The 23,245-nt window shown below is 37.9% G+C and carries 21 protein-coding genes and 2 tRNA genes; 15 read left to right on the top strand and 8 right to left on the bottom strand.

Translation table 11 applies throughout. From position 1 onward, the window contains the following. Positions 1-11 precede the first annotated feature (11 nt). The 4 genes from HN014_RS00820 to HN014_RS00835 all read left to right on the top strand — a co-directional run bounded on the left by HN014_RS00820 (position 12) and on the right by HN014_RS00835 (position 4,930). The gene (locus HN014_RS00820; protein ID WP_254884068.1) at positions 12-581 is read left to right on the top strand and encodes an RNA polymerase sigma factor; all 570 of its coding nucleotides are present in this window, start codon (positions 12-14) and stop codon (positions 579-581) included. Positions 582-773: 192 nt separating this feature from the next. Next, positions 774-1,646 carry a lipoyl synthase gene (gene lipA / locus HN014_RS00825; protein WP_176027019.1) on the top strand — a complete coding sequence of 291 codons (873 nt, stop codon included), beginning with the start codon at positions 774-776 and terminating at the stop codon, positions 1,644-1,646. 34 nt (positions 1,647-1,680) lie between these two features. Next, complete coding sequence (gene gap, locus HN014_RS00830) at positions 1,681-2,685, top strand: type I glyceraldehyde-3-phosphate dehydrogenase (protein WP_176027020.1); 1,005 nt, start codon at positions 1,681-1,683, stop codon at positions 2,683-2,685. A gap of 28 nt (positions 2,686-2,713) precedes the next feature. After that, positions 2,714-4,930 carry a response regulator gene (locus HN014_RS00835; protein ID WP_176027021.1) on the top strand — a complete coding sequence of 739 codons (2,217 nt, stop codon included), beginning with the start codon at positions 2,714-2,716 and terminating at the stop codon, positions 4,928-4,930. A gap of 105 nt (positions 4,931-5,035) precedes the next feature. Here HN014_RS00835 and lpxK read toward each other — a convergent pair whose 3' ends face one another. Next, on the bottom strand, positions 5,036-6,046 hold the full coding sequence (gene lpxK, locus HN014_RS00840; protein WP_176027022.1) for a tetraacyldisaccharide 4'-kinase: 1,011 nt from the start codon (positions 6,044-6,046) through the stop codon (positions 5,036-5,038). A gap of 154 nt (positions 6,047-6,200) precedes the next feature. Here lpxK and HN014_RS00845 point away from each other — a divergent pair, with 154 nt between their 5' ends. The 3 genes from HN014_RS00845 to HN014_RS00855 all read left to right on the top strand — a co-directional run bounded on the left by HN014_RS00845 (position 6,201) and on the right by HN014_RS00855 (position 9,546). Continuing rightward, complete coding sequence (locus HN014_RS00845) at positions 6,201-7,295, top strand: Nif3-like dinuclear metal center hexameric protein (protein ID WP_176027023.1); 1,095 nt, start codon at positions 6,201-6,203, stop codon at positions 7,293-7,295. A gap of 3 nt (positions 7,296-7,298) precedes the next feature. Continuing rightward, on the top strand, positions 7,299-8,075 hold the full coding sequence (locus HN014_RS00850; protein WP_176027024.1) for a zinc ribbon domain-containing protein: 777 nt from the start codon (positions 7,299-7,301) through the stop codon (positions 8,073-8,075). Between the two features lie 232 nt (positions 8,076-8,307). Continuing rightward, positions 8,308-9,546 carry a glycosyltransferase gene (locus HN014_RS00855; protein ID WP_176027025.1) on the top strand — a complete coding sequence of 413 codons (1,239 nt, stop codon included), beginning with the start codon at positions 8,308-8,310 and terminating at the stop codon, positions 9,544-9,546. Here the strand turns inward: HN014_RS00855 and HN014_RS00860 are convergent. Then, entirely contained in the window at positions 9,541-10,056 is a 516-nt protein-coding gene (locus HN014_RS00860) for a MarR family winged helix-turn-helix transcriptional regulator (RefSeq protein ID WP_176027026.1), read from the bottom strand. The two genes, HN014_RS00855 and HN014_RS00860, sit on opposite strands and share 6 nt — an antisense overlap. A gap of 119 nt (positions 10,057-10,175) precedes the next feature. On the opposite strand from HN014_RS00860, the gene HN014_RS00865 reads away from it, so the two are divergent. Both HN014_RS00865 and HN014_RS00870 read left to right on the top strand, forming a co-directional pair. Then, positions 10,176-11,258 carry an alanine racemase gene (locus HN014_RS00865; RefSeq protein WP_176027027.1) on the top strand — a complete coding sequence of 361 codons (1,083 nt, stop codon included), beginning with the start codon at positions 10,176-10,178 and terminating at the stop codon, positions 11,256-11,258. Beyond that, on the top strand, positions 11,255-12,247 hold the full coding sequence (locus HN014_RS00870; protein ID WP_176027028.1) for an ornithine cyclodeaminase family protein: 993 nt from the start codon (positions 11,255-11,257) through the stop codon (positions 12,245-12,247). The genes HN014_RS00865 and HN014_RS00870 overlap by 4 nt, the downstream gene beginning before the upstream one ends. A 9-nt stretch (positions 12,248-12,256) precedes the next feature. On the opposite strand, the gene HN014_RS00875 is transcribed toward HN014_RS00870, so the two are convergent. The 5 genes from HN014_RS00875 to proS form a co-directional block, all read right to left on the bottom strand. Beyond that, positions 12,257-12,724: a hypothetical protein gene (locus tag HN014_RS00875; RefSeq protein ID WP_176027029.1), complete on the bottom strand. Its 468-nt coding sequence runs from the start codon at positions 12,722-12,724 to the stop codon at positions 12,257-12,259. Between the two features lie 194 nt (positions 12,725-12,918). Beyond that, complete coding sequence (gene rpsT / locus HN014_RS00880) at positions 12,919-13,167, bottom strand: 30S ribosomal protein S20 (protein WP_176027030.1); 249 nt, start codon at positions 13,165-13,167, stop codon at positions 12,919-12,921. Between the two features lie 36 nt (positions 13,168-13,203). Then, positions 13,204-13,275 (bottom strand) — tRNA-Glu (locus HN014_RS00885). A gap of 69 nt (positions 13,276-13,344) precedes the next feature. Beyond that, positions 13,345-13,416, bottom strand: a tRNA-Glu gene (locus HN014_RS00890). 83 nt (positions 13,417-13,499) lie between these two features. Further along, entirely contained in the window at positions 13,500-14,978 is a 1,479-nt protein-coding gene (proS, locus tag HN014_RS00895; protein WP_176027031.1) for a proline--tRNA ligase, read from the bottom strand. Positions 14,979-15,077: 99 nt separating this feature from the next. Between proS and HN014_RS00900 the strand changes: the two genes are divergently transcribed. Both HN014_RS00900 and HN014_RS00905 read left to right on the top strand, forming a co-directional pair. After that, positions 15,078-16,118, top strand: coding sequence for a hypothetical protein (locus HN014_RS00900; RefSeq protein WP_176027032.1), 1,041 nt, complete (start codon positions 15,078-15,080; stop codon positions 16,116-16,118). A gap of 142 nt (positions 16,119-16,260) precedes the next feature. Continuing rightward, complete coding sequence (locus HN014_RS00905) at positions 16,261-17,769, top strand: OmpP1/FadL family transporter (RefSeq protein WP_176027033.1); 1,509 nt, start codon at positions 16,261-16,263, stop codon at positions 17,767-17,769. Positions 17,770-17,833: 64 nt separating this feature from the next. Here HN014_RS00905 and HN014_RS00910 read toward each other — a convergent pair whose 3' ends face one another. Further along, positions 17,834-19,249 (bottom strand): T9SS type B sorting domain-containing protein, encoded by a 1,416-nt coding sequence (locus tag HN014_RS00910; protein ID WP_176027034.1) that lies wholly within the window; start codon positions 19,247-19,249, stop codon positions 17,834-17,836. 452 nt (positions 19,250-19,701) lie between these two features. Between HN014_RS00910 and folE the strand changes: the two genes are divergently transcribed. The 4 genes from folE to lgt all read left to right on the top strand — a co-directional run bounded on the left by folE (position 19,702) and on the right by lgt (position 23,185). After that, on the top strand, positions 19,702-20,379 hold the full coding sequence (folE, locus tag HN014_RS00915) for a GTP cyclohydrolase I FolE (RefSeq protein WP_176027035.1): 678 nt from the start codon (positions 19,702-19,704) through the stop codon (positions 20,377-20,379). Positions 20,380-20,421: 42 nt separating this feature from the next. Continuing rightward, the gene (cysS, locus tag HN014_RS00920; protein WP_176027036.1) at positions 20,422-21,918 is read left to right on the top strand and encodes a cysteine--tRNA ligase; all 1,497 of its coding nucleotides are present in this window, start codon (positions 20,422-20,424) and stop codon (positions 21,916-21,918) included. A gap of 26 nt (positions 21,919-21,944) precedes the next feature. Beyond that, on the top strand, positions 21,945-22,193 hold the full coding sequence (gene yidD, locus HN014_RS00925) for a membrane protein insertion efficiency factor YidD (protein ID WP_176031008.1): 249 nt from the start codon (positions 21,945-21,947) through the stop codon (positions 22,191-22,193). A gap of 68 nt (positions 22,194-22,261) precedes the next feature. After that, the gene (gene lgt / locus HN014_RS00930; protein WP_176027037.1) at positions 22,262-23,185 is read left to right on the top strand and encodes a prolipoprotein diacylglyceryl transferase; all 924 of its coding nucleotides are present in this window, start codon (positions 22,262-22,264) and stop codon (positions 23,183-23,185) included. The last annotated feature ends 60 nt before the right edge of the window (positions 23,186-23,245 follow it).

Consider the following 23,245-nt stretch of genomic DNA (forward strand, 5'->3'; position numbering starts at 1 on the left):
AACACAGATCATTGAAAAAAGAATCCTTAACACTGTTAGATCACATACAAAAAGCCAAAGAAGGAAAACAAACATCTTTTAATTATTTGTTGGATACTTTTTGGAACGATGTATACAATTTCCAGTTACAACGAGTAAGGAATGAATACGAAGCAGAAGATATCTCTATCCAGAGTTTCTCCAGAGCTTTTGATAAAATTCACACTTTTAAAGAGGAGTATAGTTTTAAAACCTGGTTAATTCAGATTAGCAAGAACATTCATATTGATTTGCTTCGCAAAAAAAATGCCTCCATTCAGACCAAAACAACGAATGAAGTAGGAGAAGCAGTCTATAAAATTGCGGATGACACCCCTACCCCTGAAGATAAATTAATCACAGAACAAAACCTGGCACAACTACTACTATACATCAAACAACTAAAACCTCATTACCAACAAGTTATTAATTTGCGCTATTTTCAGGAGCTGAGCTACAAAGAGATTTCAAGCACATTAAATGAACCGATTAACAATGTTAAGGTAAAACTTCTCAGAGCAAGAAAGTTATTGGCAGAAATCATTAAATCTCCAAAAAAATAACCCTTCCCTGCTACTCTTTTTATCAGTCACTTATTAACATACTCCAGATCACAAAACATCGCAATATCAAATTCTTACATATTAAGAATCATTATAAAAAAAAGAAAAAAACAGATAAAAAAGCGATGGATGACCAATAGCACTCTATAAATCCATGCGATCTTTGTATTTTTGTAAAAAATAATTGCTTATATGAATACAGCTGTTACTTCAGTGAAACCACCTAAAGGAAAACCTAAATGGCTACGTGTTAAACTTCCTACAGGAAAGAAATACACAGAGCTCCGTGGTTTGGTGGACAAATACAAGCTTCACACCATCTGTACTTCCGGTAGTTGCCCGAATATGGGAGAGTGCTGGAGTGAAGGGACAGCCACATTCATGATCCTGGGAAATATATGTACTCGTTCCTGTGGTTTTTGCGGAGTAAAAACCGGAAGACCTGAAACTGTTGATTGGGAAGAACCGGAAAAAGTAGCCCGATCTATAAAGCTGATGAATATCAAACATGCAGTGATTACCTCTGTAGACAGAGATGATCTTGCTGATGGAGGATCCATTATCTGGGCAGAAACAATTCAGGCAATCCGAAGAATGAATCCCAATACAACATTAGAGACATTAATCCCGGATTTTCAAGGAAAACACAAAAACATAAATCGAATTATTGCTGTAAAACCCGAAGTTGTTTCTCATAATATGGAAACCGTAAAACGACTTACCAGAGAGGTTCGAATACAAGCAAAATACGAACAAAGTTTAGCAGTTTTAAAATACTTAAAAGATAGCGGAATCAACAGAACCAAGAGTGGAATCATGCTTGGATTAGGAGAGAAAGAAGAAGAAGTTATCCAAACATTAGAAGACTTAAGGGCTGTGAACCTGGATATTGTTACTATTGGTCAGTATTTACAACCTAGTAAAAAACACCTTCCTGTTAAGCAATTCATTACACCAGATCAGTTTAAGAAATACGAAGAAATTGGATTAAAAATGGGGTTCAGACATGTAGAAAGCAGCGCCTTGGTTCGCTCATCTTACAGAGCACAAAAGCACCTGACATAATTCTTTTTCGAAAAAAAAATCACATCGCGATACCATGAGTACTTCCATACGAATTGCAATTAATGGATTCGGTAGAATTGGTAGAAATTTATTCCGACTTCTTTTAGACCACCCTACTATTCAGGTAGTAGCCATTAATGACTTAGCCGACACTAAAACACTTAGTCACCTATTAAAATACGATAGTATTCACGGTATCTTACCCGGCACTATATCGCATACAGAAAATACTATTGTAGTAAATGACCATGCTTTTCCTTTATTAAACGAAAAAGAACCAGCTTCCTGTAACTGGAAGCAATACGATGTTGATATTGTCATCGAAGCCACAGGGAAGTTCAAAAACAAGCAACAAGCAGAGAAGCACCTACTTGCCGGCGCTAAAAAAGTAATTCTTTCTGCCCCACCTATTGATGATAGTATTAAGACTGTTGCTCTTGGTGTCAATGATCACATATTAGACGGTACGGAAACAATTATATCCAATGCTTCTTGTACCACTAACAATGCTGCCCCTATGATCCGGGTAATAAAAGAATTATGCGGAATAGAGCAAGCGTATATCACCACTGTTCACAGTTACACTACAGATCAAAGCCTACACGATCAGCCACACAAAGACTTAAGACGTGCCAGAGCTGCTGGACAATCTATTGTCCCTACTACTACGGGAGCCGCAAAAGCATTAACTAAAATTTTTCCGGATTTGAGCAGTGTTATCGGAGGCTGTGGAATCAGAGTCCCTGTCCCGGACGGATCTCTTACCGATATCACCTTTAATGTAAAAAAAGAAATTTCTATAGAAGAAATTAATGCCGCTTTTAAAAAAGCTTCCAAAACATACCTGAAAGGAATTCTCGATTACACAGAAGACCCTATTGTATCTATTGATATCATAGGAAACTCACATTCTTGCGTGTTTGATTCACAGATGACCTCTGTTATTGACAACATGGTAAAAATCATCGGATGGTACGATAATGAAATAGGATATAGCAACAGAATCATCGATTTAATTCTAAAGATTAACAAGAATTAACTATATTAGTTGAGTTATTCAAAGAAAAATGCCTGTCTTAACTAAACATTTTGTCTTTATTATCGTTCTATTATTCTGCCCCAAAACCCCTTCCTTTTGTAAGGATAATCTGGCTAATAATAAGATAAAAGACTCCTTAGATTTACATCTAAAAAACGCATCTTATTCCATAAACAGAACAAGAGCTGACCAAGCGATCTCCTATATTATATCTGCTAAAAAACTAGCTATCAGAGATCAGGACAGAAAATCATTCGCAAAAATAAATCACGTTCTGGGACAACTATATTATCGGCTGGGTAATTATCAGAAAGCAGAAGAACAAGTACTCACTGCTATAAAAATACAGGAAAAAGAAAAAGACGAACCTGCATTAGCTGTGTCATATAATACCTACGCATCACTTCATATTACCTTACAACAATATGAAGATGCTAAAAAAATGTTAAACAAAGCATCTGAGTTAGAAAATAAACATTCCAATCCATTACTGCGGTCTGCGATATATCTCAATTCAGGGTTGCTCGCCCGAAAAAGAAAAAATACTCCCGAAGCACTCAAGCATTTCAATGAAGGAATCGCAATAAGTACCACAGAGGATTACAATAAAAATCTGCTACTACTAAACAAAGCACTCACTGAGATTGATCTAAACCAATTAGACAATGCCTTTCTTACCAATACGGCAGCATTAGAAATTAGTAAAAAATCAGATTGGAAAGAACTGGCAGCTTACGCTCATAAAACATTTAGTATTTTACACGAGCTACAAGGAGACTCCATAACCTCCCTAGCACATCTAAAATCATATTTACAAATCTCAGATTCCTTAAGCACTCTAAAGAACAATTTTATCACCAATGAGATCAGTACACATCTCAGTCTTAATGATAATAATATAACGATAGAAGAACTTACAGAAGAAAACATACAACAACAACGAACATTAAAACTGGGACGACTAACTACTATTTTGAGCATTGCTCTTATCACTATCTTATCACTTCTAACACTCTCTCTTTATAAAAACAACAACCTTAGAGCAAGAGCGAATGAATTACTGCAAAACAAAAATGCAGAATTACTACTTGCCAAAGAGAATGCAGAACGAGCCAGTGAAGCTAAAGTTCAGTTTTTATCAACCATAACTCATGAATTGCGGACTCCATTATATGCGGTAACCGGATTGACACATTTACTATTAGAAGAGAGTCCAACCCCAAATCAGAAAGAACATCTCAACTCATTAAAGTTCTCAGGAGAATACCTCCTATCGCTGATCAACAACATACTCGACCTAAACAAATTAGAAGCTAATAAAGTAGAAATAGAAAACATCTCGTTTAATCTCAAAAAGAGAATCAACGACGTCCTAATTGCATTAGGGAAATCCGCTAAAGACAGAAAAAACACCTTGCACTATCAGTTTGATGAGCAAATTCCTGCCCGATTAAAAGGAGACCCTCTAAAAGTATCACAAATACTGATCAATCTGATAGGTAACTCTATTAAATTTACACATAATGGAGATATCTGGATCCGCGTAAAGCTACTTAACGAACTAAAAAATAAAGTATTTCTTCATTTCGAAGTGGAAGATAACGGAGTAGGAATCTCTGAGAAAAAACAACATAGCATATTCGAAAACTTTACTCAGGGATCTATCCAGATCAACAGAAAGTTCGGAGGTACAGGACTCGGGCTTCCTATTGTAAAAAACCTGCTCAACCTGCTCAATAGCGATATTAAATTAGAAAGCGAATTAAACAAAGGGTCTAAATTCTCTTTTAACCTGGAGTTTGAAGCCTTGCAAAAACTCTCAAACCCCCATAAAGAAGAAGCCAAACAAATTGACTACAACAAAATGGCTAACAAGCACATTTTAATCGTAGAAGACAATAAAATTAACCAGCTTATTACCCGAAAAATATTAGAAAAACATCAAATAAAATGCGATGTTGCCGATAACGGACATCTTGCTATAGAGAAGACAATCAAATCTGATTTTGATCTTATTCTGATGGATATTCACATGCCGGGGATTAGCGGAATAGAAGCAACAAAAAAGATAAGAACCTTTAATAAAGATATTCCGATCATTGCACTTACAGCTGTAACATTAGACGATAATCTCGATGAATTCTTCACTAATGGGTTTAATGATATCATTCCTAAACCTTACAAAACGGATGAATTCTTTATAAAAATAAACAAAGCGCTCTCTAAAAAATATTCAGAAATATAATTATGGCATGATCATTGATGAAGTATATTTTGAAAATACTTTTTATGATTATTGATTTAGAGTTAGCCAAAAAAATGCACCTAAAATGAGACTTCTAACAAAGTCTCATTTTTTTTTCGCATAGTTTATAATCTCTTTTTCAAAATGTTCCTTATTTCCCAATAGCTCCATCTGAATTGGCTGATACCACAACTGCCCCTTTTCAAAACTCCCTTTTAATCGCATATAATCTTTTTCTGTAGTAACAAGGAGAGTTTCTTGTTTTAAGGCAGCTATTTCTTTATCTGTAAAATTATGGTGATCCGGGAATTTTTTATGTACAAACTTTAATCCCATACGCTCATAGTGCGCTACCAGAGGTGCAGGATTCGCTATTCCGGTAACTAGTGTAAACGATGTATCTTTCAACTCCTCCAGCAAAACAGACTTCTCTCCGGAGACTATCGAATGTTGATATGCAATAGTCGCAAAGAAAAGTTGCTGATCTGGTCGTAGCCTCATTCGCCTTTCGATTATTTGTTGTTCGTCAATTGTCAGCACTTTCGGGCACTTGGTCACAACAATCATATTTGCTCTGTTTACTCCCGAAATCGGCTCTCGTAAGTTTCCTGTAGGCAATACAATATCATCCAGATATAAATCATAATACGCAGTCAATAAAATATAAAACCCTGCGTTCACCTTTCTATGCTGATACGCATCGTCCAGCAAAATTAATTCCGGTCTTGGATCCATCTTCCTCAAACTGGAAATACCATTTCTTCTATCCGCATCAACAGCAACCAATACTTCTTCGAACTTTGTTTTGAACTGCAATGGCTCATCCCCTACTTCCTCCGCTGTCGCATTTACAGTCACCAACTGAAAACCCGAAGTCTTTCGCTTATACCCTCTACTCAAGGTAGCTACCTGAAATGAATCTTTAAGCAAGCCCACAAGATATTCAACCATTGGTGATTTTCCTGTACCTCCTACACTGAGATTCCCTACAGCTATAACCGGAAAATCATAGGAAACAGTAGTAAAAACCCCTATATCATATAATTTATTACGCACCCAGGTAATAACATAATAAAACGGAACAATCGGCAATAGTAACTTTCTTAATACATTCATAGTTATAGATCCTCAGAATTATCAAAAACACATAAACTCAAATACGCATCTTTACAGCGAAAGTAAATATTTTATACCAGAGAACTAAATAAGCGAACAACCTTTGATTATTGACAAAAGTTTTTTTACATTGTTTTCACTAAAAAAATTATCAATGCAAATAAAAGAGGTTATACAACACCTTGAAGAACTAGCACCTATTTCGTACGCAGAAGATTTTGACAATGTTGGGCTGCTGGTAGGAAATAAAAACACAACTGTAACAGGCATACTGGTCACTCTGGATACTTTAGAGCATATTGTAGATGAGGCTATCGAAAACAATTGCAATCTCATTATCAGCTTTCACCCAATTGTCTTCAAAGGAATCAAAAAATTTAACGGCATCACCTACGTAGAGCGGGTAGTTATGAAAGCTATTAAACATGACATTGCCATTTTTGCCATTCATACAGCTTTGGACAATTCTTTTCACGGAGTAAACGATATGATCTGTGAGCAATTAAACTTACTCAATAGAAAAATTCTTATTCCTCAGCATAACACTATAAAGAAACTGACTACTTTTGCTCCGGTAGCAGAAGCTCAGCATATACGCAACAAACTTTTTGAAGCAGGTGCCGGTAGCATCGGGAATTATGACCATTGCAGTTTTTCTACAGAAGGAAAAGGCACCTTCAGACCTTCTGACAAAGCATCTCCTACCATTGGCAAAAAAGGAGAAACCCACACAGAAACCGAAACACAAATTCAGGTAACCTTTCCCAAACATACTCAAAGTCGTGTTCTAAAAGCGCTATTCACACATCATTCTTATGAAGAGGTAGCCTATGAGGTTACCACACTGGAAAATACAAATCAACATATAGGAATGGGAATGATAGGAGAACTGGAAGAAGAAATGGAAGAAAAAGAATTCCTTCAACTGATAAAAAAAACGTTTAAAACAGGCTGTATCAAACACTCTGCTTTATTAGGAAAACCCATCAAAAAAGTTGCCGTTCTGGGAGGAAGTGGCAGCTTTGCTATAAAAAATGCAATACAAAACAATGCTGATATTTTTATCACCTCAGATCTGAAATATCATCAATTTTATGAAGCCGAAAATCGATTAATTATTGCTGATATTGGCCATTATGAAAGCGAACAATACACAAAAAACCTAATTGTTAGCTATCTTAGAAAAAAAATCAGTAATTTTGCAATCATTTTATCGGATAAAAATACCAATCCTATTCAATATTTATAAAACATGGCAAAGAAAGAAATTACTGTTGAGCAAAAATTAAGAGCACTATATGACCTGCAATTAATTGACTCCAGAGTGGATGAGATTCGTAACGTACGTGGTGAACTACCATTGGAAGTTGAAGATCTTGAGGATGAAGTAGCCGGATTAAATAAGAGACTAGACAAGCTAAACACGGATCTTGACACTATTGATGAAAATATCAAGAACAAGAAAAATCTGATTGAAGAAGCAAAAGCTTTGATAAAAAAATACGGAGAGCAGCAAAAAAATGTTCGAAATAACCGTGAGTATAATGCCCTAAGTAAGGAAATCGAATTTCAGGAATTAGAAATTCAATTATCAGAAAAGCACATTAAAGAATTTAAAGCGCAAATCGTTCAGAAAAACGAAATCATCAAGCAAACAAAAGAAAAAGTTACTGATAGAGAAGCGCACTTAGCTCATAAAAAAGGAGAACTAGATGCGATTCTTGCCGAGACGGAAAAAGAAGAACAAGCACTGATCGCTAAGTCTTCTGACTATCAAAGAGACATAGAAGAAAGACTTATTACCGCATATCACAGAATCCGTAAAAATGTTAAGAACGGATTAGCAGTAGTACCCATCGAAAGAGGGGCTTCTGGTGGATCTTTTTTCACGATCCCTCCTCAGGTGCAAATGGAAATTGCTACAAGAAAAAAAATCATCACTGATGAACACAGTGGTAGAATCTTAGTAGATCCGGAACTCGCGAGAGAAGAAAAAGAAAAAATGCAGGCTATATTTGCTAAATTATAAGCCAACAGCATTACGATCATAGCGCCTCAGTTTTTACTGAGGCTTTTTTTATACAAACCTTTAAAAAAGTTGTCACGTAAGCCCACACTTACAGATCAAGTCTTAAAATTTAAAATAAGCACTATATTAATTAAATCCCTCTAGGTATTTACATTTCGATTATCGAGTAAAATAGTACAAAAACTACGTTTTCCCTTAGCTCTTATAAACAATCTGCTCAACTTTAAACGATATGAAAAAAGCACTAATCATTGGATTTGTATGGCCCGAGCCTAATTCTTCTGCAGCAGGAAGCCATATGATACAACTCATAAACAACCTACAACAGGAGTACACCATTACCTTTGCCAGTGCTGCTTCAGAAAGTGAGTATATGTTTGATCTTGATCACATAGGGGTAACCAAACAACAAATTGCTATTAACGACACCTCATTCGATGATTTTATCAAGAATCTTCAACCAGACATCGTTGTCTTCGATCGTTTTATGACAGAAGAACAATTTGGTTGGCGCGTAGCAATGCATACTCCTGATGCTATTCGAATCCTAAATACAGAAGACCTGCATTCTCTCAGAAAAACAAGGGAAGAAGCCTTTAAAAAAAATATCCCACACACACCACAATTACTCCTGTCCAGTGAATACACCAAACGAGAACTCGCCAGTATCCACAGAAGCGACTGTTCTCTTATTATTTCAGAACATGAAATAGATCTACTAAAAAATACATTTCTAATTCCTGAAAATCAATTATGCTACTACCCTTTAACATATCCTGAGATTAACCGGGAGACAAAAAACAGCTGGGCATCGTATGATCACAGAAAGCACTTTATAACGATTGGCAATTTCAGGCATGCCCCAAACTGGAACAGCATTCGCTACCTCAAAGAAAAAATATGGCCCGCTATCCGTGCAAAATTACCAGATGCAGCGCTTCATATTTACGGCTCCTACCCTCCTGAAAAAGCCTTACAATTACATCATGCCTCTTCTGGTTTCCTAATTAAAGGATGGGCAAAAAATGCTGCAGATGTCATGGGAAAAGCAAGAGTATGCCTGGCCCCTTTACAATTTGGTGCCGGTATCAAAGGAAAACTTATCGATGCAATGCGATACGGAACTCCCAGTATCACCACCGTTATCGGAGCCGAAGGAATGCAGGGAGAAGCAGATTGGAATGGATTTATAACTGATACCCCTGAAAAATTAGCCCAGGCAGCTATCTATCTTTACACCCATAAAAATATCTGGGAGCAATCCCAGCAGAATGGTATCGAAATCATCAATACCCGATTTCAGGAAAGTGCATTTAGACATACCATTATCAATCAAATCAACCAAATCGCAGCCGACATAAAAACACATAGAAACCAAAACTTCACTGGTGCCATGCTACTACACCACACCATGAAAAGCAACGAATATATGAGCAGATGGATCGAAGAAAAAAACAAGCCAAAGTCATGAAGGCTCCAAAAACAACATCATCTTTTTCAACAACCCAGCCAACATCTCTTGTTCTGACTCATCAAATACTGCAATGGAAGATTTTGCCTCCTCAAACCGATGCGCAATCACTTCTTCGATCGCAACAACCCCTTCCTTAGTCAATCCAGCAATAAAAACCCGACCATCTTTTTCACTAGGTCTTCGATATATCAATTCTTTTTTTTCTAATCGATCTAACAAAGCAGTCATCGCTCCTGATGTAATCAATACCGATTTTCTTAGCTCAGTCGGAGATAACTCATACGGCTCTCCAGACCTTCTCAAAGTCGCTAATACATCTAAATCTGTATAAAAAATACCACTATCCTTCAGTGAATCTCCCGCTCTTTTTTCTAAGATTTTCCCCAAATGAAGAATTCTTCCAACAATCTCCATAGGATTCACATCCAATTCAGGACATTCTCTTTTCCAGTCACTCACCAATCGATCCAACAAATCGACAGACTCCCCCCTTATTTTTTTATTCATATTTTCTGTTTTCAAAAATAAAAGTAGCCATTTTATTTCAATATTGAGATAAATAGCTTACTATTGACATAAAGTATCTTAATATCAAGATATTTATATTTTAACGTAAAACATATGCCATGATCACCAAACCCACTTTATTAATAGATAAAGAAAAATGTCAGAAAAACATCAGAAAAATGGCATTAAAAGCTGAAAAACAGCAGCTTATTTTTCGCCCTCATTTCAAAACACACCAATCTATTGAAATAGGAAACTGGTTTAAAGCATTCGGAGTAAAAAAAATAACCGTATCCTCTCTTGATATGGCCATGTACTTTTCTAAGGACTGGAATGATATTACAGTTGCCTTTCCTGTCAATATCTTAGAAATAAAACAAATCAATCAGCTTGCCCGTACAATAACACTTAACATTTTAATAGAATCCATAGATACCGTATCATTTCTGGAAGCACACTTACAACACCCAGTTAACTTCTTTATAAAAATCGATGTCGGATACAACAGGACAGGAGTTTCACCACATCACACCGATAAAATCAACAATATTCTCAAGACCAGCAATGCCTCTTCTCTTTTAACATTCAAAGGATTTCTTGCCCATGCAGGTCACACCTATCAATGCCGGTCTAAACAAGAAATCATCGACGTACACGAAAAAGCACTATCCGTTTTCACTCCATTAAAAAAACAATTCTCTACTCTATATCCAGATCTTATTCTCTCCTATGGAGACACTCCCAGTTGTAGTGTTTCTGATAATTTTAATGGTATTGATGAAATCAGACCTGGCAACTTTGTTTTTTACGACCTAACCCAACACTACATAGGGTCAAATACCATCAATGAAATTGCAGTAACCATGGTGTGCCCTATAGTAGCCATTCATCCCGAAAAAAATGAAATTCTCATTTATGGTGGAGGCGTTCATTTCTCCAAAGACTACCTTATTCTCGAAGAGGATAAAAAAATATACGGTCTGATCATCGATCCCACTACAAATACACCGACCCGATGTATCCCAGACACCTACCTAAAAAGCATATCCCAAGAACATGGAATCATTGCTGTACCGGAACAGGATATCTCCCAATACAACATCGGACAACTTATACATATCCTACCTGTCCACGCATGTATGACTGCCAACTCTATGAAAAAATACATCACTAATTCACAAAAAACCATCGAAAGATTATGAGACCAGATAAAACATTATTATTCAACCGATCTTCATTCGAAAATCTACTTACTTCACAAGATTACATACAGGCGGTAGAAAAAGCACATATCCTACATGCATCACATCACATTATTAAAACAGATCTGATTCATGCCGATGCTCCTGAAGGGGAATATCATATAAAAACAGGAGGGCTTTTAGACCAGACACCTTACTACGGTCTGAAATGCAACGGAGGATTCTTTAGTAATTCCAAAAAATTCAACCTTCCTAACATCTTAGGAATTATCTACCTCAGTAACGCTTCTAATGCATACCCGCTGGCCATTTTCGAATCTACGACAATTTCCACAATGAGGACAGCTGCCGCAACCACTATCGCTGCTAAATACCTAAAACCAGATGCCCCGATCCATCTCGGAGTTATCGGATATGGAAATCAGGCAGCAGCTCAACTACTAATGTTAATAGAAAATATTAAGGTCGAAACAATAACGGTCAGTGGCAGGAATCCTGAAAAGGCGACTAAATTTGCTGATTCCTTAAAATCCAAAGTACAGCACCCTATCACAACTACCTCTATAGAAGACCTTTGTCTCAATAGTAATATCATCATCACCTGCACCCCTTCGACAACACCTTTTATATCCAGAAAGTGGATACAACCAGGAACTTTTATTGGAGCAGTAGGAGCTGACAGCCCAGGCAAGAGCGAACTGGATCCTAAACTCATGAAAACTGCAAAAATTGTTGCTGATATCAAAAATCAAGTAATCACAGTAGGCGAATCACAACACGCAATACAACAAAACATCATCTCTCCGGATGACATCTATTGCGAGCTAGGAGAACTTTTAATAAACAAGAAAAAAGGACGCACCAATGCTAAAGAAATTTTCATCTATGACTCTACAGGAACCGCAATACAAGATATCGCCACAGCTGCTTATATCTATGAGAAATTAAAAAACAATGACACAATCCCTTCGATTAATTTTTTTGGATAATCGATCCCTCTACTCAATCCTTATATATTTCTCTACGATATGACGTTTTATATTTGCCTTTTTTACCTCTTCCAATCCGTACTGAATCAATGTATCCCCTTTAAATTCTACCGTAAAAGGAAACCGATGCCCCCTGACACCATCTACAGAAGTATACGACAAGGTTTCTGCATACGCATCCCCATTGAGCTCATATGTCCCCCCTCCTCCATAAAAATTAGCCTCGCCTGAGGTATTTTGGTTAAAAAAAGCAAAATGAGATGCATTAATAATTTTAATAAAACTCGTATTAGATAAATCTTTGATTTGAAGTGAATCTTTTTCTCTTATTTCCCCATACACCATTTTCCAGGTACCTTCTATAGGTTTTTTTGTTTCTTTTACATCATCTACCGAAGGCGCTATAGAAACCTCTGCTGTCTGATTTTTACACGCTACTAGTATCAATAAAGAAGCTGCAACAATTATTTTTTTCATGTCCAGGTATGAATTATCCTCTGAGAAGCTTTTTGTAGTTCCGAAACTCCCCCTAAGTGGTTTATTAGTTAATAACAAACCTAATATATAGAATTTTCATCACCTTACAGATTCCATTTTGTTAAAAAATAAACATAAAAAAACTCTCCTTGAAATAAGGAGAGTTTTCTTTATATTATATGTAGAAACTTTTCTTAAAGAGCTGCTACGTGTTTTGCTAATTGAGATTTTAAGTTAGCTGCTTTATTATTATGAATAATATTTCTCTTTGCTAACTTATCAATCATAGAAACCACAGAAGGAAATAACTTCTCAGCTTCACTCTTATCAGCTGCACGTAATTTTTTAATTGCATTACGAGTCGTTTTATGCTGATATTTATTTCTTAAGCGTTTTGTTTCGCTATTTCTGATTCTTTTTAATGCTGACTTATGGTTTGCCATCTCTCTTCTCGTTAAATTTCTTATTATAAAAATTTGTAGCCCGTAGGGGAATCGAACCCCTCTTACCAGGATGAAAACCTGGCGTCCTAGCCGATAGACGAACGGGCCATTATTTCCGTTTTAATTTCGCTGCAAACTTATAGGTTTCTATTTAATTTTGCAACTTTTTATGACTTGTAGCCCGTAGGGGAATCGAACCCCTCTTACCAGGATGAAAACCTGGCGTCCTAGCCGATAGACGAACGGGCCATAATACTTGCTCAATTGCGGATGCAAAAATACGACTATTTTTTAATTCGCCAAGTATTATTTTATTTTTTTTCTAAAAAAAATCAGTACGCCTTGGCAAACAGCACTCTAACATTTGATTTTTTTCCACTATACACACAAATCCCTTCCTCTTCCTTTGCATCAAAAGGAATACAACGAATAGTTGCCTTTGTGATTTCTTTGATTTTTTGCTCGGTTTCTATTGTCCCATCCCAATGAGCAGACACAAATCCTCCTTTGTTTTCTAACACTTCTTTAAACGCTTCGAAGGAGTCCACTTCTGTTATATGTTCATCGCGATACGTACGAGCTTTTTGATGTAAATTCTCCTGTATTTCGTTCAGCAGATCTGCAACTGTTGCTACCACCTCTTCTTTGGCAACAATAGATTTACTCAAGGTATCTCTTCTGGCTACCTCTACTGTTCCTTTTTCCAGGTCTTTTGGTCCGATAGCAATTCGTACAGGTACTCCCTGCAATTCGTATTGAGCAAACTTCGCTCCCGGTCTGTGCGTATCCCGATTATCAAACTTCACAGAAATTCCTTTAGCTCTCAGTTCTTTCACTAAACCATCTACTACCGTTGATATCTCATCTAATTGTTCCTGTCCTTTATATATAGGTACGATAACTACCTGCACAGGAGCCAGATTTGGTGGTAACACCAACCCATTATCATCACTATGTGTCATAATCAATGCTCCCATCAAGCGAGTCGACACTCCCCATGAAGTTGCCCAAACATAATCTTGCTTCCCTTCTTTGGAAGTAAATTTTACATCAAAAGCTTTGGCAAAATTCTGCCCCAGAAAATGAGAAGTTCCGGCTTGCAAAGCTTTTCCATCCTGCATAAGTGCTTCGATACAATATGTATCTTCTGCCCCTGCAAATCGTTCACTCTCTGTTTTTCTTCCTCTAACAACAGGGATCGCCATAAAGTTTTCTACAAAATCTGCATACACATCATTCATTTGTGTTGTTTCTGCTATCGCTTCCTCCCGTGTTTCATGAGCCGTATGTCCTTCCTGCCATAAAAATTCCGCTGTTCTCAAAAACAATCTTGTTCGCATTTCCCATCGAACAACATTTGCCCACTGGTTAACTAATATAGGCAGATCCCTATAAGATTGAATCCACCCCTTATAGGTATTCCATATAATTGCTTCTGAAGTAGGACGTACAATTAATTCCTCTTCCAATTTTGCATTAGGATCTACAATTAGCTTGGAAGCATCCTCTGGATCTGTCTTTAACCTATAATGTGTAACCACTGCACATTCTTTGGCAAAACCTTCCGCATTTTTTTCTTCAGCTTCGAATAGACTTTTAGGTACAAAAAGAGGAAAATAGGCATTTTGATGCCCGGTTTCTTTAAATTTTCTATCTAACTCTGCTTGCATTTTCTCCCAGATAGCGTACCCGTAGGGTTTTATAACCATACATCCGCGTACAGCTGAATTCTCCGCCAGATCAGCTTTGACAACCAGTTCATTATACCATTTTGAATAATCTTCACTTCGTTTTGTTAGATTTTTACCCATATGCTATTATTTGGCACAAATGTTGTGCCTGTGTTAAATAAAAATTAGTTAGGACAAAACTAACTAAATTTGTACTGTTCAACAATAAAATACGGAGATATGCGACTTAAAAATTATTTTCAGAAACATCATGTGCTAGGGTTTTTCCTGGCAGCCGCTCTTCTTATGTTGACATCCTGTGGTTCTTATCAATATGCATCCTATGATGATGATGGTATCTATAATGACACAAGAAGTCAAACAAATACCGAAACTATCCCTTCCAGAAACACAACTCCTGCCCAGACTTCTGGCGCAGCCGCTAATAACAAATATGCCAGTTATTTCTCTGCAAAATCTGCGCAGTATGAAAACATAGACGGTCCTGGAGCTATTTTTACCGAAGTGGATGATTATGCCAGCATTAACGGAACGACAGAAATCGATACAACAGTAACAGGACTACAATATCATGCGAGTCAACCATCCTGGGGCAGCACACATGATAATGTATCTGTAAACATAATTAACACCGGTGGGTTTTATAATCCATTCTGGGGAGGCATCGGGTTTTACGATCCCTGGTATGGATATGGATGGAACTCTTTCTACGGTCCATACAATTGGGGATGGAACTGGGGATGGGGTCCGAACTGGGGTTGGGGCTTCTCCTATAACTTTTTCCCTTATAACAGATTCTACGGTCCATATTACCGTCCTTTCTTTAGATCCAGATATGGGTACGCTTTTCACAGAGGTGCCAGAGGAGCTTATGTAGGACGATACAACGCTTTGGGTAGAAATGCCTACTCCAGAGGGTATAACCGAAGTAGAAGTACTTCCAGATATAGCGGTACCCGTAGCAGAAGTAATACTTATAGTGGTTCCAGAAGCCGTTCTTCTAACTATAACGGAAGATCCACCAGATCCAGAACCTCTAACTACGGAACCCGCGGTAACAGCTCCAGAAGCAGAAATTACTCTTCCGGTTCTTCCAGAAGCAGAAGCTATTCGCCTTCCAGATCCAGGTCTAGTGGCAGCAGAGGATATTCTCCTTCCCGATCCAGATCCAGCTCAGGAAGCAGAAGTTACTCCAGGTCTTCTTCGAGAAGCAGCAGTGGTCGTTCTGGAGGAGGAAGTAGATCGAGATCCAGAGGGTAATATCCTCTATCAGGGCTGAGCATCAACATGCAAACCTATATTGTGTTCTGCATGTTGAGGGATTCCCTAAGCGTTACCTGCTTCTACCCCGAGCAATGAAAGCAAAAATTGTTTTAAAAATTTAAATAGCATATAAATTGATATGAAAAAATTACTTTTATTCATAAGTATCCTTTCTATGTCCATAGCGAACGCTCAGGACATCAATGATGCACTCCGATACTCTAATGACAATATTAAAGGGACTGCTCGTTTCCGAGCGATGAGCGGCGCTTTTGGAGCTCTGGGAGGTGATATCTCATCATTACAAATAAACCCGGCTGCTTCAGCGGTATTTCTCAACTCCTCTGCCAGCTTAACCATTGGAGCTGATCGTATCTACAACGAAGCCATTTATAACGGAATACAACAAGATGAATCTGAAAAAAACCTGAATTTCAATCAGATTGGAGCTGTTTTTGTGTTTAATAATACTGCCTCAGGACCAATCAACAAAGTCACCTTTGGGATGGCATATGATCAAACGGCTGATAATGCTGACCAGTTCTTTGTTTCTGGTCAGAGCAACAATTCTATTGATCAGTATTTCCTGACAGAAGCGCAAGGACTTCCTCTGGATCTCCTTACAGTACAAAACAACGAATCTGTTAGCGGTCTATATCGATACCTGGGACAAAATGAAAGCTATAGTGCACAACAAGCTTTTTTAGGTTTTGAATCTCTAATTATCGAATCCGATAACCCGGATGATCCGAATAGCACTGCGTACTCCTCTAATGTAGCCAGTGGAACCTTTGATCAGGATTTTACTTATGAGACAACTGGACTCAATGGGAAGTTCTCCTTCAACGGAGCAATGCAAATCAATGATAAATTTTTCCTTGGAGCTAATATCAGTACTCATTTTATCAGCTTTGACCGTTTTACCAATTTCAGAGAGCAAAATCAAAATACAGGAAGCTTTATTAACGACATTAGTTTCTCTAACAAGCTATCGACTACCGGCGCCGGTATTTCCTTTCAGCTTGGAGGGATTGCCAAAGTATCAAAAATGGTGCGTGTAGGGGCTTCATACCAATCCCCTACCTGGTATAATATTAATGAAGAAACCACCCAGCGCGTAGTTACTATTAGCGATACAGACGGACGATTCGTCGTCGCTCCTGATATTATAAATGTATATCCGGAATACGAACTTAGAACACCCGGAAAAGCCACAGGAAGTATTGCCTTATTATTTGGCAAAAAAGGACTTCTCAGTTTTGACTATTCCTATAAAGATTACAGCTCTATAAAGTTCAGTTCTGACAACCGTGTAGACTACCGGGAACAGAATAACGAAATTTCCAACATGCTGCAAGGAGCATCTACTGCACGATTAGGAGGAGAAATGCGCCATCATAACTGGAGCTTCAGAGGAGGAATGTTCCTAGAACAAAGCCCTTATAAAAACGATCAGATATTAGGAGAGCGAAAAGGATTCTCTCTGGGAACAGGATATAATTTTGGAAAAATAAGACTGGATGTTGCTTACGATTATTCTGAACAGGAAAGAGAAGAACAGTTCTATCCTGGATCTGCCTTCCAGAACAGTGCTCAGATCAATAGTTACCGAAACAATATCACAGTTAGTTTGAATTTAAAAATTTAGAACGACAAAACAGCGCATATCAAAAATCCCTTCCTGAGTATATTCGGGAAGGGATTTTTTTATTTTATCGTATTAGAGAAAAACTGGATTTAAACACTCTCCTTCTATTATTAGGATCTCTGGGTTCATTAAATTCTACCCGGAACCAATAATCAGAAGAAGGCATCAAGCTTCCATTATAGGTACCATCCCACCCTGCTCCATTGGGTCGTAATTGCTTGAGCAATTTCCCATGCCGGTCAAAAATATAAATCAAGGCCGTGGTCTGATCCTCGATATTAATTAAGTGCCAGGTATCGTGAAACCCATCTCCATTAGGTGTAAAATACTTAGGATATCCTAAAATAATAATGGTTTCAGAATCCCTTTCACTACATCCTTGTATATGTCGCCCTGTAATCACATGATCTCCCGGAGGCACATTGGTAAAAACAGGAGATGACTGGTACTCGCCTCCATTAATACTAAATTCGTAATCACTTATTTCTCCCACTGTCACCTGAGGCTCTGCAGTAATGGTATAACTCCCGGCAAAAGATTCTTCTGCGATGGAATACCCCACAGATATCAAAGCATTGGTCACGTCATTCACATTAATATCATCTGTTCCCACAACAGCACCGCTACCATCTCTGGCTTCGAGTCTATATGTGCCCGGTCCTGGGGCTTCATACACAGGAATGGTTGCTCCCGGAACAGGCTGAAAAGAATCTGTCGGTTCGTGAAAAACAAACCACTGATAACTCACTGCCCCTTCAAAAAAGCCTTCAAGCATCACTGGAACAACCCCACAGGTAGCGATATCAGGTCCCAATCCCGGCTCTAATATTGTACAGTCTGTAGTCCCGGAATTCTCTTCTCCAAGATTGGTTTGCTGTAGTTGTATTTTCCCTGATTCATTGGCAAAATTGGTAATTAGAATAATGTAGTATTCTCTGGGCTGTGCATTTAGAATAGTTAATTTTTCCACCGCTTCTGTCCTGGAATAGCTACAATCGACGATGTTCGTATTATCCTCATTATCCAGATAATAAAAAGGTTCGTCTACATTATTTACACATTCTGCAGGTCTTCCGTCTCCATCTCCGTTATTATCACAACCTGTAGCTAAGACATCACAATTCACAAAAGAAGTTGTAAACGGTCCCCAGGCAATAAAATCCACATCTAACTGGCGTTCGTTTCTATCCAGGCGGCTGTTATCGTTTTCGTCTACCCACTGTACAATATCAAATTCCAGCGTCCCTCCCTGATCCACTCTTAAAAAAAACCAGGCAGGATTAGGAGTGGTATTCAAACAACCGATTTCTCCCAGGCTTTCCACTCCGACAGTATTGTCAAAAGTCAGTTCCTGTGCCTGATCAGAACAAAAAGGAGTAGATAACGTACAGGGAAGTCCGTCTTGACCATAAGAGGTATGCAGGCAAGACATAAAAGCGATGAGTAGGTAGAGGGAAATTTGAGGCAATAGTTTATTCATAATCAATATACTGAAGTAAAAATGTTATTATTCATAGGAATCTTATTTGTAAAGATACTATTCTCTATAGATTTAAGAATACTTTATTAATAATGTTTGGATAGCTTTTATTATCTAAAACGACAAAATTGTATCTTTGCACCCACTTTTAACATAAGTGTCCTTTTTTTTAAGAATATTTCTCTATAAAATAAGAATGATGTTAAACGTGCGCAAATTAGAATAAATATTCTTTTTAGCGAAAGAAAACAAAAAGAGCTTTTACGATTTATGATTTCCTTATATAGAAAACATAAGCGGTAAACTACCTCGATGCTAGTGCATGAGGTATTAAATTTTAATTTCGAGGCATGCCTCGAAGCATTTAAATCTCGATAATCGAGTACAATCAAACAACGGCACAATGATATGAATCAGCCGTTCTTTATTTTATAATTATAAAATCTAAACGTGTGAAAATAGACAAGGCCCTTGAAGCAATAGATGCATTAGGAGACGATCATATCGGAACCAGTGCTACAACTCCTCTTAGAGAAGACGCCTTTAAACTGAGTGATGATGAAAAGATTACCCTTATCCAGAAAGATGTAAAACACATTATGGAAACGTTGGGATTGGATCTTACGGATGACAGCCTTCAGGGAACTCCCAAGCGGGTTGCTAAGATGTTCGTTAAAGAGATTTTTTCCGGACTCAATCCTAAGAATAAACCAAAAGCTTCAACTTTTGACAATTCCTATAAGTATGGGGAAATGCTTGTTGAAAAAAATATAACCGTGTATTCTACCTGTGAGCACCACTTACTACCTATCGTAGGAAGAGCACATGTGGCTTATATTTCTAACGGTACTGTCGTTGGTCTATCCAAAATGAATCGCATTGTGGATTATTACGCAAAGCGACCACAGGTACAGGAGCGAATGACTATGCAGATTGTTCAAGACTTACAGGAAGTACTGGGAACCAAAGATGTAGCCTGTGTAATCGATGCCAAACATCTCTGTGTAAACTCCAGAGGAATCAGAGATATCGAAAGCAGTACGGTAACCAGTGAATTCGGAGGTAAGTTCAAAGAAAAAGCAGTACGTCAGGAATTTTTGGATTACATCAGATTAGACACAACTTTTTAATACTATATTTAACTTGTAAAAACACAAAATTACGCATCAATCATGGCAATACATCCATTGTACAAAAATCAAGAATTAAAGATCTACAATTCACTTTCAGGTCAGAAAGAAACATTCCAATCCATTACAGAAGGATATGTAGGAATGTATGTTTGTGGTCCTACAGTATACAGCAATGTACATTTGGGTAATTGTCGCACATTTATCTCTTTCGATCTTGTTTTCAGATACCTGAAACATTTAGAGTACAAAGTACGATATGTGAGAAATATTACAGATGCAGGACATCTGGAGAGCGATGCGGACGTAGGAGAAGACAAAGTCGCCAAAAAAGCGCGGCTGGAACAATTGGAGCCTATGGAGATTGTACAGCGATATACGCTGGACTTTCATAACATCCTGGCTAAATTCAATACGGTTCCTCCAAGTATAGAACCTACTGCCACCGGGCATATTGTCGAGCAAATCGAGATTATCAAGACCATTATAGACAATGGATATGCCTATGTCTCTAACGGATCTGTCTATTTTGATGTAGTTAAGTTCAATGAAACCAATGACTACGGAAAACTAAGCGGTCGTAACCTGGAGGATATGATTGCCAATACCAGAGAACTAACAGCACAATCTGATAAGAAAAACCCACAGGATTTTGCGTTGTGGAAAAAAGCAGAACCTGAGCATATCATGCGATGGCCATCTCCCTGGAGTGATGGTTTCCCGGGATGGCATCTGGAGTGTACTGTTATGAGTTCTAAATATCTGGGAGAGCAATTTGATATTCACGGAGGAGGAATGGATCTCAAATTCCCACACCACGAATGTGAGATTGCCCAGGGAGAAGCCGCTTGCGGAAAATCACCTGTTAATTACTGGATGCATGCCAATATGCTGACACTAAACGGAAAAAAAATGTCAAAATCTACAGGAAACATCATTTCTCCTGCGGAGATTTTTGCAGGAGGAAGCCCCTTGCTAAAAAAGACATTCCCGCCAGCTGTAGCACGCTTTTTTATGCTTCAGGCACATTACAGAAGTATTCTGGACTTTTCGAACGATGCCCTGGAAGCTTCTGAAAAAGGATTCTATAAATTATTTGACGCAATACATTCGCTCAAAGGAATCACCCCTGCCAAGGCGACCAGTACATTTGATGTTTCCGAATGGAGACAGGAATGTTATAACGCCATGAATGATGATTTTAACAGTCCTATTCTTATTGCCAAATTATTTGAAGCGGTTAAATTCATCAATACGGTCAAGGAACAGAAAGCCACTATTAGTGCCGCTGATTTAGCTTTACTAACCAAAACCCTGCATGATTTTGTCTTTGATGTATTAGGATTAGCAGATATCAATGAAACCTCTTCTGATACCAGTGATAAATTATCCGGGGCTGTCGAATTACTAATTCAGTTACGGGCAGAAGCCAGAGCTAATAAGGACTTTGCGACCAGTGATAAAATCCGGGACGAATTACAAGCTATTGGAATCCAGTTAAAAGATGGAAGAGAAGGCACTACTTTCTCCCTTAATTAATCTGTATTTTGGCTGCCAGGACTTCCATAAAAAAAATAGCCGCCTTGCCATTCATTGTATTGGTAAGGGGCTATCAAAAATTTATTTCCCCGTTGACTCCTGCTACCTGTCGGTACCACCCTACCTGTTCTCAATACACTATAGAAGCATTGCAAAAACACGGTGTCTTTAGAGGAAGCTGGCTTTCTGTAAAACGGATTTTTAGTTGTCATCCCTGGGGTGGCAGTGGCTATGATCCCGTTCCTGAGCCCAAAGACGATAAACCAAAGTGTTAACTTGATTTTATCATTCGAGTACATATAAATAAGTATATTTACCCTTAGAAAAAACTTTTTAGTCCAAAATGACCTTTACTACAATTATCTGGAACCCTGCCGAAGGGATCGACCTCGGTTTCTTTATGATACGATTTTACAGTCTTATGTTTGTTGTTGCCTTCTCCGTCGGATGGTATTTGATGAAAAAAATATACATTCGGGAAAACATCAGCATGGAAAAACTGGATGCTGTATTTATCTATGCGGTATTAGGAACCCTGATTGGTGCACGACTAGGTCATGTGATTTTTTATGACTGGGATTATTACAAGAATAATCTTATGGAGATTTTTCTTCCCTTCCGGTTTGATCCTTCTTTTAGTTTTGTCGGTTTTCAGGGACTTGCCAGTCACGGAGCTGCTATCGCCTTTATTATTGCGATGTACTACTACGCTAAGAAAGTACTAAAAAAGCATCCCTTATGGATTTTGGACAGAGTAACGATTCCTGCTGCTTTTGGAGGAATTTTTGTTCGTATCGGAAACTTCTTTAATTCGGAGATCATTGGAGAACCGACCACTTCTGCCTTTGGTGTTAAGTTTGTTCGGGACGGATTGTCTAAAAATGAAGTTGTCAGAGAAACCGGTATCAAACACATTAATAAAGCCTATGCAGCAGTAGTAGAAAACCCTAAGTTTGCTGAACTGCTGGAAGCAATTCCATATCGACATCCCGCTCAATTATACGAAGCATTCGGATATATATTTGTATCTCTTATCCTATGGTATCTTTACTGGAAAACCAACAAAAGAAACCATCGAGGATTCTTATTTGGTATGTACCTCATCCTTATATGGGTAGTGCGATTTATCGTAGAGTATGTAAAGAAAAGTCAGGGAGGATTCGAAGACGCTTTTGGAGATATCTTATCTACCGGGCAATGGCTGAGTATTCCATTTATTATTGCCGGATTATACTTTATTTTCAGACCGCAAAAAGCAACCGATTAATTTCCAGTCCCATCCTGTGATTGCGATCATATGAATAGCTCTAAGGAAATGATCATAAAT

The sequence above is a fragment of the Aquimarina sp. TRL1 genome, from assembly GCF_013365535.1.
Classification (GTDB): Bacteria; Bacteroidota; Bacteroidia; order Flavobacteriales; family Flavobacteriaceae; genus Aquimarina; species Aquimarina hainanensis.